Annotated in this window: 7 protein-coding genes; 1 reads left to right on the forward strand and 6 read right to left on the reverse strand. The window is 61.9% G+C overall.

Features of this window, described 5'->3' with window-relative positions; all coding sequences use genetic code 11:
• Positions 1-135: 135 nt before the first annotated feature.
• The 5 genes from Q4G32_RS07055 to rhaI form a co-directional block, all read right to left on the reverse strand.
• On the reverse strand, positions 136-879 hold the full coding sequence (locus tag Q4G32_RS07055) for a hypothetical protein (protein WP_303350303.1): 744 nt from the start codon (positions 877-879) through the stop codon (positions 136-138).
• A gap of 206 nt (positions 880-1,085) precedes the next feature.
• Positions 1,086-3,710, reverse strand: coding sequence for an alpha-L-rhamnosidase (locus Q4G32_RS07060; RefSeq protein ID WP_303350305.1), 2,625 nt, complete (start codon positions 3,708-3,710; stop codon positions 1,086-1,088).
• Positions 3,711-3,714: 4 nt separating this feature from the next.
• Positions 3,715-5,202, reverse strand: coding sequence for a rhamnulokinase (locus Q4G32_RS07065; protein WP_303350307.1), 1,488 nt, complete (start codon positions 5,200-5,202; stop codon positions 3,715-3,717).
• Positions 5,203-5,211: 9 nt separating this feature from the next.
• Complete coding sequence (locus tag Q4G32_RS07070; protein ID WP_303350309.1) at positions 5,212-7,296, reverse strand: bifunctional aldolase/short-chain dehydrogenase; 2,085 nt, start codon at positions 7,294-7,296, stop codon at positions 5,212-5,214.
• Between the two features lie 69 nt (positions 7,297-7,365).
• Positions 7,366-8,532 (reverse strand): L-rhamnose isomerase, encoded by a 1,167-nt coding sequence (gene rhaI, locus Q4G32_RS07075; RefSeq protein ID WP_303350359.1) that lies wholly within the window; start codon positions 8,530-8,532, stop codon positions 7,366-7,368.
• 256 nt (positions 8,533-8,788) lie between these two features.
• On the opposite strand from rhaI, the gene Q4G32_RS07080 reads away from it, so the two are divergent.
• Positions 8,789-9,844 (forward strand): LacI family DNA-binding transcriptional regulator, encoded by a 1,056-nt coding sequence (locus Q4G32_RS07080; protein WP_303350311.1) that lies wholly within the window; start codon positions 8,789-8,791, stop codon positions 9,842-9,844.
• Here the strand turns inward: Q4G32_RS07080 and Q4G32_RS07085 are convergent.
• Positions 9,793-12,822, reverse strand: coding sequence for a glycosyl hydrolase (locus tag Q4G32_RS07085; protein WP_303350313.1), 3,030 nt, complete (start codon positions 12,820-12,822; stop codon positions 9,793-9,795). The two genes, Q4G32_RS07080 and Q4G32_RS07085, sit on opposite strands and share 52 nt — an antisense overlap.
• Positions 12,823-13,022: the final 200 nt, after the last annotated feature.

The following is a 13,022-nucleotide window of genomic DNA, read 5'->3' on the forward strand; positions in this document are numbered from 1 at the left end:
GTAGGCCGCTAGTCGAGTGCGCAGTTGTGTGGCCCCTGAGTCAGTCAGGGGCCACAAACTTGGCAACTCGGCGGGTGGATGGCGGAAGCGGCCGCACAACTGCGCACTCGGCGCGGGTGACCACTTGGAACCCGATCACCCGTGCCAAGTCCCCTGCCAGGCGCGCTCTCGACGCACCCGGGCCCACTGGATCAGCAGGCCGCAGACCAAAACCGCCAACTGGCTCAGTAGCACCAGGACGGTCATGATCAGCACTGACATGGCAGAGCTGGCCTGCACAGGATTAGCTTCTGTCCAGATCACCATCCAGATGACACCGCCAACGATCACAGCCAGCCAAGGCACGATCAACAACAGCTTCAGGCCTACCGATGGCACCTCCGCAAAAACCGGGACCCCGAACGTCAGCCCCAGGTTGACCAACACCCAACACGCAAGGCTCAAAACCAGGATCCCCATGGGGTAGGTACCCAAGCTGCCCGTCAGGGTGGACGGATCAGCGTTTTCCCCCAGAGCGACTGGCCACACCATGAATGCCGCGCCTGAAACCACCGCGTAGGTAGGGCCGCACAGCATCAGCAACGCCACGAGCCCCCGACGTGGGAAGCCGTGGTCCGCACGGTCTGAGTCGAACAGAAGCCACGCCCACAGACTGGCAAACGCTGCCAGAAGAACCGTCCCCAGCAGAGCACCGTCCTCAATAACTCCACCGTGTCGCGAACGCAGGACCCCCAGTTCTCCAACCAGCACGGCGAGCACACTGACGACGGCCATCACGAGCGCAAAAACAGCTTGATACCGCAAACGCTTCCAAAAGTTGGAGGTCTGAGGGGTCAGAGGACGTTCCGTCTCATGACTGTGCTGCGGAACGTCTGGCATGACCCTCCAAGCCTCTCTAGGGCTTCCGATAGCGGACATCGTCACACGAGAGTCTAGGCCTGACCCTCAGCCCCGCACCGAGTGCGCAGTTGTGTGGCCCCTGACTCAGTCAGGGGCCACACACTTGGCAATTCGGCGGTGGATGGCGGGAGTGGCCGTACAACTGCGCACTCGGCGGCTACGGTTCAAGAGACCGTAGCCCGTGCTCACCCGTGAGGTGTGGTGAACTCGTGCCTCCCATGACCCACTTCTACCCGGGCCTGGCCTGGCAGATCAACGACGCCGGAGGTTCCCACCGGAAGGACCACCCGCGTGTGCAGCTGTCCGTCCCGAATCTCCCAGTCCACGGAGGCCTGACCGTACGGAGTGTTGTGCGTTGCCCCGGCACTGGTCAGGGTTCCGCCCGGACGCGGTGCAATACGAATCCGACGGTAGGCCGTGTCCTCAAGCGCCAGACCCGCCACCACACGCTGCATCCAGTCGGCCACCGCCCCCAGTGCATAGTGATTGAAAGAGGTCATCTCCCCCGGGTTGATGCTGCCATCCGGGAGCATGGAATCCCAGCGTTCCCAAATGGTGGTGGCTCCCATGCTCACTGGGTAGAGCCAGGATGGGTTCTCGGTGGCCTGCAACATCAAGTAGGCCTCCTCCAGGTACCCGTCCCGGGTCAGGGCATCCGTCACAACGGGAGTTCCCGCGAAACCCGTGGAAATCTTTCCACCGGCTTCCCGCACCAGCTGTGCCAGACGAGCGGAACCTGCGGCACGTGTCCGAGCATCGGGATAGAGCTCGAACACAGAGATCAGTGCGTAGGCGCATTGGGTGTCGCTGGTCGCTGTTCCATCCTCGCCGATGTATCGCTGCGCAAAGGCCTCCCGCACCTCATCGGCAATGGCAGCGTAGGTGGCGGCGTCGTCGTGATGACCAAGCAGCTCCGCCAACGCTGAAAGCCGCCCAGTGGACCACGCCAGATAGGCGGTGGCCACCAGGTCTGGGTCCGTGGTTGCCTTGAATGGCTCCTCCGGTGGAGCGGCAGGATCGAGCCAGTCGCCCAGTTGCATCCAGCCCTCGCAGATCCGGGAGTCACCCGCCTTCTCCAACACACCATCCACCCAGTCCTTGGCACTGGGGTACTGGCGGCGCACCAGGTCCAAGTCACCGGTGCGTTGATGCAGGACGTCGGGCGTCAACACGGCAACATCGCCCCATACGGCGGTGGGCAGCGGGTCCATCTGACCCCAGGGGCCCAGGCGCATGTAGGGCACAAAAACCGGCACGGTCCCTTGGTCCTGTTGCTCCAAGGCGACGTCGCGCAACCAGGAATCGAGCATGCTCGTGACGTCGTACAGGAAGGCCGCTGCGGGAGCAAAGACCTGAATGTCCCCGGTCCAGCCCAGGCGTTCATCGCGCTGCGGGCAGTCGGTGGGGATGTCCACAAAATTCGAGCGCGTACTCCACAACACGTTCTCGTGAAGGCGTTCCAATATGGGCTCTGAGCAGCGGAACCACCCTGTTCGCTCCATGTCCGTGTGCAGCACACGCGAGACCACATCCGCCGGGTTCAGTGTTCCTGGCACCCCGGAAATTTCAGCGTACCGATACCCGTGGATGGTGAACCGCGGCTCCCAGGTAACACCATTCGGGCCGTCCTGACCCAAGATCAGGACATCGGTGGCCTCAGCCTGGCGCAGGGTCCGGGTGTACAGCTCACCGTCCTGGATCACTTCGGCGTGCCGCAGGGTGATCTGTTGTCCCGCCACCCCGGATACCTTGATCCGCAGCCGCCCGGAATGATTTTGGCCAAAGTCCAGAAGCCAGCGCCCCTCACCTTTGTCCTCAACCGTGACGGGATTCAGCTCGCCGGTACAGCGCACCGGCGGACCCACCGGGGCTTCCAGGAGACCCAAGTCAGCATCGACGACGGCGACCGGCCCCCACCTTTCTTCGGCAGCCACACCGCTTGGGTCAACCAGGTACTCGGGACGGGACCAGTTCTTGTCCTCAAGCCGCTGGTCATGGTGTTCGCCGTCGTAAAGGCTGCTGCTCAACAGAGGCCCAAAGCCGGCCTGCCAGGATTCGTCGGTGCCCACGGTGATCACGGACCCGTCTGCCGTGAGGATTTCCAACTGGGCCAGTGCAGCCAACCGGCTTCCGTAGAGGTCCCACACTCCTCCTTCAAATCCGATGCGGCCACGGTGCCAGCCATCGGCCAGCCAGATCCCGATGGCATTGCTGCCTTCAGTGACCTCTTCCGTGACGTCAAAAGTGGCGTAGCGCAGGCGGTGGTGGTAACTGGTCCATCCTGGTGTCAGTTCTTCATCCCCGATCCGCTCACCGTTGATCTCAGCTTGCACCAACCCGTGGCCGGTGAGGTACAGCCGGGCCTGAACGATATCGGCGGGAAGCGTGAAGTCTGTACGAATCCGACCTGGTCGGCGCAGTGTTGCCGGGGTTTCCTCCCAGGCGGGCCCAACAAAACGGGCCGACCACTGGGCAGGTTCCAGCAGGCCGATCTCCAGCGTGACCGGCTCGCTCCACGGGCTCCACCGGCTTCCTTCGGAGACTTGGACTCGAACCGTGACCCGTTCACGCGAGCTCAGCGGGTCCTGCGGCCACGCCACCAGGACCTGGTCCGGCCCCTGGAGTTCATGCACCTGGGTGGTGGGTGCACCACCGGCCAAGGATCGGGTGACCTCCAAACGTGCGGCCGCCTGGCGGTATTGCGGGTCTTCGGTCTGCACCTGCCACGAAATCCGCGGCGTGGTTTCCCCTACGCCCAGTCTTCCTGGTTCATGGTGTTCCAGCCGGACTCTGGTCACGGTCTCAGTCATGGGTTTACCTCCGTTGTCCTTGGTTCTCAGCGGCTGACCTGGGTTCATAGCGCCGCAGTTGGGCGGTGTTCTTCACGATCGAGCGCATAGCCTCAAGAGAGCCTGTGGTCTGCCCCGTGGCCCGCAACTGCACCAGCAGATTTCCCATGGCGGTGGCTTCCACGGGCCCAGCGATCACCGGCAGACCGGTTCGGTCGGCTGTGAGCTGGCACAGCAGATGGTTCTGAGAACCACCTCCCACCACGTGAACGGTTCTGATCTGACGCCCGGAGAGCTCCTGGGCCTGCTGAATCGTGTGGGCGTAGCCTTCTGCCAGAGATTCCAGGATGCTGCGCACCGTTTCAGCCCGATCACGCGGTGGTTCAACATCGTGTTCAATGCACCACTGTCTGATCCTGGCGGGGATGTCCCCCGGTGGGGTGAACCGTTCATCGGTGGTGTCGAAGACTGGAACTGGGCGAGTGACAGCCTCAGCTTGAGAAATCAATTCAGCTAGATCACTGGTCCGTTGGGAATCCGTGACGGTGGGACTCTCCCAGCGGCGGATACTTTCGCTCAGCAGCCACAAGCCGGAGACGTTCTTGAGAAAGCGCACCCGCCCGTCCACACCGAGTTCGTTGGTGAAATTTGCCGCTCGACTTTCAGCAGTCAGCACAGGTGTTTCGAGTTCCACACCTACCAGGGACCAGGTCCCTGCTGAAATGTAGGCGCTGTCCTCATCCAAAGGGACAGCAGCCACAGCAGAGGCGGTGTCATGGGACCCCACCGCAATCAGCTCCGGTCCGGGTTCATCGCCCAACCCAAGCTCTGCGCGCACCGAGGGCAACAGAGGCCCCACCGCAGTTCCCGGTGGCACCAAGGGCGCCAACAGTTCCGTCGAGTAGTCCAACCGGTTCATCAGTTCCCGGTCCCAGGTTGAACTGCCAACGCTCAGAAGGCCCGTGGTGGAGGCGTTGGTGACCTCCGAAAACTCCACGCCGGCGAGCCAGTATCCGATCAGATCCGGGATCATCAGCATTCGGTCTGCCATACCGAGTGCGCCCTCAGCGTGGTCAACAGCCAGCTGAAAAATCGTGTTGAAGGGAAGGTGCTGCAGCCCGTTGCGCGGATAGAGCTGGGCATGGTCAATGACAGCATGCACAGCCTCGACGCCGAGCCCGTTATGCGGATCTCGGTAATGCCGGGGCACCCCCAGCAACCGCCCATTCCGCAGCAACCCGTAATCAACGGCCCAGGTGTCCACGCCCACACTGGCCACACGCGGGTCCAGCGAACAAGCCTGAGCCAGACCGGAGACCACATTGCGGTAGAGCTCGATCATGTTCCAGTACAGCCCGGCGCTCTCCCCCTGGTACAGCTTCACCGGCTGGTTGGGGAACCTTGCCACGTGGCGCATCTGGAGACAGCCATTGGCCATGTGACCCAGAATCACCCGTCCGCTGGTGGCCCCCAGGTCAACGGCAACCACACCGCGTGAATCCGACTTAGCCATGTTCAACCCTCACCGCAAGAAGGCCGCAGCCACACCGGCATCAACGGGCACATGCAGGCCCGTGGTGTGCGAGAAGTCATCCGTGCACAATGCGTACACCGCGTTGGCCACGTGTTCCGGGAGAACTTCACGTTTGAGCAGCGTCCGCTGGGCGTAGTAGGAACCCAGGTCGTCCTCGGCCACGCCGTACACTGCGGCCCGCTGCGCTCCCCAACCTCCGGCAAAGATTCCAGATCCGCGCACCACGCCGTCGGGATTGATGCCGTTGACGCGGACACCGTATTCCCCCAATTCAGCAGCCAGAAGGCGTACCTGGTGAGCCTGGTCGGCCTTGGTTGCCGAATACGCAATGTTGTTCGGACCGGCAAAGATCGAGTTCTTGGAGGAGATGTAAACGATGTCTCCGCCCATGCCCTGGTCCATCAGAATCCCTGCGGCATTCTTGGCCACCAGGAACGAACCCTTGGCCATGACGTCGTGCTGCAAATCCCAGTCAGCCTCGGTGGTCTCCAGCAACGGCTTGGACAGCGACAAACCCGCGTTGTTGACCACAAGGTCCACACCGCCGAAGGCCAGAACGGCTGTATCGAGTGCCGCTTGCACCGCGGCCTCGTCCGAAACATCCACGGCCACACCCACAGCCGTGTCCGCACCACCGATGTCCGCGGCAGCGGCTTGAGCTTTGCCCGCATCCAGATCAGCGACGACGACGCAAGCTCCTTCCGCCGCCAACCGAGTGGCAATGGCCTTGCCGATGCCGGAGGCAGCACCTGTGACCAGTGCAATTCGAGTGGCCAGCGGCTTGGGCGCTGGCATCCGTGCGAGCTTGGCCTCTTCCAATGCCCAGTACTCGATCCGGAATTTCTCCGCCTCGTCGATCGGAGCGTAAGAGGAAATCCCCTCGGCACCGCGCATGACGTTGATGGCATTGACGTAGAACTCCCCGGCCACCCGGGCGGTCTGCTTGTTGCGACCGTAGGAGAACATCCCAACTCCCGGGACCAGCACGATCGCGGGATCGGCACCGCGCATGGCCGGTGAATCCGGGGTGGCGTGACGCTGGTAGTAGGCCCGGTATTCCTCCCGGTACTCGGCATGAAGTTCTTTGAGCCTGGTCACGGATTCTTCAATCGTGGCCTCGGCGGGCAAGTCCAGGACCAGCGGACGGACCTTGGTGCGCAGGAAGTGATCAGGGCAAGAGGTGCCCAGAGCTGCCAGGCGCGGGTGCTCCGCGTGAGCCAGGAATTCCAAGACCTCGGCAGAATCCGTGAAATGTCCCACCTGCGGTGCGTCGGTGGAAGCCAGACCACGGATCACCGGGGCAAGTGCAGCCGCTTTGGTCCGTCGTTTCCCCTCTGGCAGTGCCTCGTATCCCTCCAGGACCGGCCCGAACGGTTCTGGTTTCGAGTGTTCAGCAATGTAAGCCTCAGCAGTTCGGATGATCCACAGGGAGTTCTGCTCAGCTTCAGCGCTGGTGGCACCCCATGCCGTGATGCCGTGTCCACCCAGGATGCAACCGACCGCTTGCGGGTTGGCTTCTTTGATCTCAGCGATGTCCAAACCGAGTTGGAAGCCCGGGCGGCGCCAATCAACCCAGACCACACGGTCGCCGAAAATCGTCGTCGTCAGTTCCTTGCCATCACGGGACGTGGCCACGGCGATTCCCGAATCGGGATGCAGATGATCCACGTGAGCGGCATCCACCAACCCGTGCATGGCGGTGTCGATCGACGGCGCTGCTCCACCTTTTCCATGCAGGCAGTAGTCAAAGGCCGCCACCATGTCATCTTCCTGCTCAACACCGCCGTACACGCCACGCAGTGCTCGCACGCGATCCAGCCGCAGGACGGCCAGGCCGGACTCTGTCAGAGTGCCCAGATCACCGCCGGAGCCCTTGACCCACAACAGTTCAACCTCTGTGCCCGTGACAGGATCGGTCACCGTGCCTTTGGCCGAAGTGTTGCCGCCGGCAAAGTTGGTGTTCTTGGGATCCGAGCCCACACGGTTGGAACGATCAATCAGCTCCTTCACCGCGGGCGGGGTCTTCGATTCTCCGGTGAAGCTGGACGTGGTCGAGGCAGATGATGCAGTCATGTGTCAGTTCCGTTCTCACGGTGCAGTGAATGGGGCTGTGGGTAAGGCGTGTGGTTAAGGCGCTGTGGATCAGGAAGCCCACGACGCCTGGGTACCGCCCACGCGTTCCTCAGCGATCCGCGCTGCGTGACCGGATGCCGCATAGGCGACCATGGGGTCCTCTGGCAGTCCACGGGAGGCTCGCCATTGAGCCAGGTCCGGGCGGACATCCGTGTAGAAGGCGTCCATCAGAATCTGGTGGGCGCCCAGGACGTCGCCTGCTTCTTGGGCCGCCGTCAGGGCCACCCGATCCAGCAGCAAGGCGCGTGCGGTCATTTCCTGGACGTTGAGCACGGAGCGGATTTGGCCGGGGATCTTCTCCTCCACGTTGTGGCATTGATCGAGCATGAACGCCACTGACGACGACGGCTCCAGGCCACCCCCACGCAACACCTCAACCATGATCCGGAAGAGCTGGAATGGATCGGCTGCGCCCACAATGAGGTCGTCATCGGCGTAGTTACGGGAATTGAAGTCAAAGGAACCGAGCTTGCCCAGCCGCAACAGCTGCATGACGATGAACTCAATGTTGGTCCCCGGTGCATGGTGGCCGGTATCCAGGCACACCATGGCCCGCTCCCCCAGCGCAGCCACCTGACAGTAGGCCGTCCCCCAGTCCGGTACATCGGTGTGGTAGAAGGCCGGCTCAAAGAACTTGTATTCCAGCACCAACCGCTGGTCAGCTCCGAGCTGGGTGTAGATTTCCGCCAGGGATTCAGCCAAGCGGTCTTGGCGACCGCGCATGTCCTGTTGACCGGCGTAATTGGTGCCATCAGCCAGCCAGATCTTCAAATCCCGCGAGTTCGTCTGGGACATGATCTCCAGGCACTGCAGGTGGTGGTCGATCGCCTTTCGCCGCACGGCGGGGTCGGTGTGGGTGAGTGAGCCAAATTTGTAGGCGTCGTCCTGGAAAGTGTTCGAGTTGACGGTTCCCAACTCGATCCCCTGGTCTCCGGCGTACCGGCGCAATGCGGTGTAATCCTCCACGGCATCCCACGGAATGTGCAGGGCCACTGATGGTGCCAAGCCGGTGTAGTGGTGGACCGTGGCTGCATCAGCGATCTTCTCTTCCACAGTGCGGGGCGTGCCCGGGGTGGAGAACACCTTGAACCGGGTGCCGGAGTTCCCAAACGCCCACGAAGGCAGCTCGATGGCCTGCTGTGCCAATGCTGAGGTGATCTGATCGAAAGACGGCATGGGCTCTGGCTCCTGGGAGAGAAGTGCGGGGTGCGGCGCGGGCCACACAAAATTGAATCGTTTCATACAGTATGGCGTGCGGCCGATCACGTCAAGACGAGCAGCCTCTGGGGCCGTTTTGAGACAAGCCCCGGTAGGCCTGTCTCCTAAGATCGGAATCAGGATCCGATCACGCTGCAGACCGGGTCTACCAGCCACGTAGCCACCAGCCCGCGCAGTCACTAGTCCAATACAGCCACCAGCAAGGGGAACACCAGTGCCGTCACCGGCGAGTATCAAGGACGTCGCACAGGCCGCCGGCGTCTCCATCGGCACCGTGTCAAACGTTCTCAACCGCCCGGACATGGTTTCCGAAGCACGACGTCGCCGTGTTCTGCAAGCCATCGAGGATCTGGGGTACGTGCGCAATGACGCCGCACGGCAGTTGAAGGCTGGCCGCTCCTTGACGGTGGGGTTGATTGTTCAAGATTCCGGTAACCCCTACTACCATCAGCTTGCCCAAGGAGCAGAAGAAGGCGCGGAGGCCCTGGGGCAGGCCGTGATCGTGGGAAGTGCTGGGTACACGCCCGAGCGCGAACAGCTCTACCTGGACCTCTTTGAACAGCAGCGAGTCCGAGGTGTTTTGCTGACACCGCAAACCGCAGACCACACCCGCACCGACGCTCTGCGTGAGCGCAACATTCCCGTGGTTCTGGTGGATGAACACGCTCCCCCCGGGGACTACTGTTCGCTGGCCGTCGACGACGTCGAAGGTGGTCGGATGGCTGCCGAGCATCTTCTAGCTCAAGGAGCACGCAGTATTGCCTTCGTAGGTGGCCCCAACACCCTGCACCAGATCGTCAACCGCCGCGCCGGAGCCCAAACCGCCGTGGACGCCGTCCAGGGTGCGAGTCTGGAATCTTTCAACACCGCCGCGTTGAGCATCCTGGAAGGGCGACGCATCGGGGAAATCATCCGTGAGCGGCCCCGCAAACACCTCCCGGATGCCGTGTTTGCCGCCAACGACCTTCTGGCCCTGGGACTCCTTCAGGCCTTCGTCTTTGGCAATCACCTGCGGGTGCCGCAAGACATCCTTCTGATCGGCTATGACGACATCGACTACGCCGCCTCCGCCGTGGTGGCCCTGAGCTCAGTCCACCAGCCGAGCAAGCTGATCGGGCGGACCGCCGTCGATCTCCTGGAAGATGAGATCACCGATCCGGGCCACCGGCACCGTCACGTCAGTTTTCCGCCCGAGCTGGTGATCCGGGATTCAACCACTCAATCCTTGCCCGCCACACTGACCAGTCGAACCGGCCCCAACAGACCGTGAGCTTGCGGGCTGGTCTGCACTGTTGCCGGTGGTTGACCACCCATGACGGTCACAATGTCCAGGACGTCGTCGTAATAGCCACGCGCCAGCAACCGATTGTTGAGTGAACTGGCCACCCGGATCACAACGGTGTTCTGACCCGCCACCAGAAACTGTGTGACATCAGCCTTCGAAACGGAGGTGTCCACCCCGATGGCGGGGGAACCGTTGACGGATGCTGAAGCCAGGCCACCGCAGGTTGAACCCAATTCCAGATACCAGCGTTCACCATGTGCCGGCGCCCGGTCCAGATGCCACCGCGCGGTATAGGTACCCACCCCCGAAACCTCCGGTCCAATACCGGGAAGTTCAGACCAGGGTTTGAGCTGGTCCACCTCGGAGTGCAGGACCGTCACTTGGGTCTCCGGTACCACTTCATGCGTCACGTAACCCAAGCCGCGATCTTCTGTGATCACCCTGGATTCCCCGGCGTCCCAGCTCTCCACGGTGATCTCGAACTGTTCCAAGCGTGCCCGCTCGATGGGCTCATCAGCCGGACGAACTGATGCGAGAGGTTCAGCGTGGTCCACGGTGATCACACAAGATTCACCGGGCGCCAAGGTCACGGTGACGTAGGTGGCTGCATTGTCCTGCCGAACATCGTGCAGCACTTGTGCTGTGCCGTCTTGGGTATCCATCACGTAAACCTGCCCGACGCCCGGAATCCGCACCTCCGCAGAGGTCACCTCACCCGTTTCATAAAGGAAGTTGTACGCGTAGAGGTGAGAGAGCTCATCCTCCTCACGCAGATGGGTGAGCAAGGAGGTGTTCGGTGCTGTGAATCCAGCCCGTGCATGGACGCCCAGCTGCTGCAGAGCCTCCACCGTCCGGGCAGGGTCTTCCACTCGCAGGACACTGGGCAGCTGCGTCAGGGCTTCCACGGTCTCAACAAGCTCGGCATCCCGCTCATCCAGTCCGGATGTGCCGGCGGCCGCGCGGACATGCGTGTGCCAGCGGTCCTCCGCAAGATAGAGCAGGTCAGACGCACCATCTACGATCACAACCTTTAAGCCTGCCCGAGCTTGTTCCAGCAGCCACAGTGCGGCATCCGCATCCAGGTGGTCTTGATAGACCAGCAACGCTTGGTAACCGGGCCCGTGGGGCTGAACCACACCGTCGTCGTAGGAAACTTCCGGGTGCAGCAGCAAAGCTGGGTCCAGGAATTCGTAGGTGTAGCCGTTGTCCTGCATCCCCAGATCCCGCCACCAGAAGTTGTTGCGGTCCCGCATCCACCGGGTGGCATAAGCAACCTCGTCCGGTACTCGAGTGCCGTCCGGGTCCAGGAAAGCCGTACCAGACAGGGTGTCCACCAGGTAGTCACGGCGCAGAATGCCAACGTCGATTCGAGGCCGCCCGCGCCGCAGTAGGTACTGCTTCCGCGCCAGGGACCGAGTCCAGTGCGGGTAAAACTCCACCGATGGTTGCCGAGACCCGAATCGCTCCGAGAACATCGCATACATGCCTTCGTGTCCGGGCCAGGTGGTCGCCGGCTCCGGACCTGCTGTGCTGGACCAGCCGTGCAGAACAGTCTTGGTGATTCCCGCCGCCAATTGTGTTGCGATGATCTGGTCATAGAACCGGTGATCCAGGATGTGGTTGCGCGTGGTGGCCCCGGTTTCCGAGGAATATTGCTTGCCAAACAGGTGAGCGGGTCCGGCCAGCAACCGGTAAGCATCAATCTGGGAGCCAAACTCCAAGGATTCAGTCTCTATGCCATCAACCTCCGGCCCCGGTTGAGTCAGTTCGAACGGCAGCCCGTACGAAATCTCAGCCCGCAGTTGTATGCCCACGGAGTGCAGGTACTGAGCAAACGGGCGCAACATGTTCTCCATGTAGAGTTCCGTATAGGTCTGGTACAGGTCACGGCGCACTTTCTCCACCCGACCGCGGTGGAAGGCCTCCGGTTGATAGGTGTAAGTCAGAGCCACTGCCATGAACGTGGGAAGGTGAACCACAAAGGGCAACCAGGGGATGATGCTGTAGCCCCGGCGACTCTCAAACTCCCGCACCATCTGAGCTGACCAGAGCTGCCCACCGTCTCCGAATGTGCTGACCTCCAAAGAGTCCATGTACATCTGGACCCTTGGATTCCTGGCGATGGTTTCCCGCAACTGTGGGGTCAGAACGTGACGGTCCCAGTAGTCGATCACCGCTTCCACCCCAGCGCGGTCCAGGTAGTTGACCGTGTAATTGACGGTTGCGGACGGATTCGCGGTCTGACCTGTTCCGTGGCGCCAGAAAACCATGAGGGTCCACCCCGGCTGATCAGGAACTGTCCATGCCAGATGTGTCCCGTTGAGCTCGGTGGTCAGATCAAGGGCGGAATCAGCATCCAGGACAGTTCCCGGTGCGGCCTGGCTGCTTGGGCCGCCGTGTCCGTGGCTTCCGTCGTCGTTGTCCGGGTCATCTCGACTGCCGACATCCTCCACCTCGGCCCGGCGGACGGCCACCACAGCCACCAGATGTTGTTGATGCACCTCACCTCGGGTGCTGATCGGGCCTTCTTCCGGCTTTAGTGCAGCTAGGTCCACCCTGGGAAGTTCACCGTCAAAGACACCTCCCGGTACAAGGTCTTTGACCACCACGTTGAGCTCCTGGGAGGCTGCGGCGTCGTCCCCGGTGATGGTGGGCAAATTGGCGTTGGACCAGTTGGCTCCCGAGGTGAAACTCACTCCCATACCCCGCGCTGTGGTTTCTTCCAGGACCACTCCGGTGCTGTGCGACCATGCCTCCGAACCCCAGCCGTAACGCGCATGATCCACCCCTGGTTCGTCCATGGCCAAGAACTCCATGGCTCCAAACCCCAGACGATGCGCATGGGCGATCTCCGCACGCAGGGTCTCTTCCGTGTGGGCACCCTCGGCCAGCCACCACCGCAGCTCTGGACGGTATTCGATTCCCGGGTCTTGGAACTCCCGTACAAGTCGCTCAAACGGCATCTTTTACCCCAACTCTTTTGTGAATCGTTTCACTCGAATGAAGGCAGGCTATGCGCGCATTCAGTAGGCAGTCAAGGTGTTCATTCCGCCCGTTTCCGCGACTCACCCTCATCATCTTGTGAGTTGGCTCACGATGAGCTACTGTCACACTCATCATGAAATTGAGTCGTTTCAATTTCGTCCTGGACTCAAAGGAGAAG

The organism is Kocuria sp. (assembly GCF_030538595.1).
GTDB lineage: Bacteria > Actinomycetota > Actinomycetes > Actinomycetales > Micrococcaceae > Kocuria.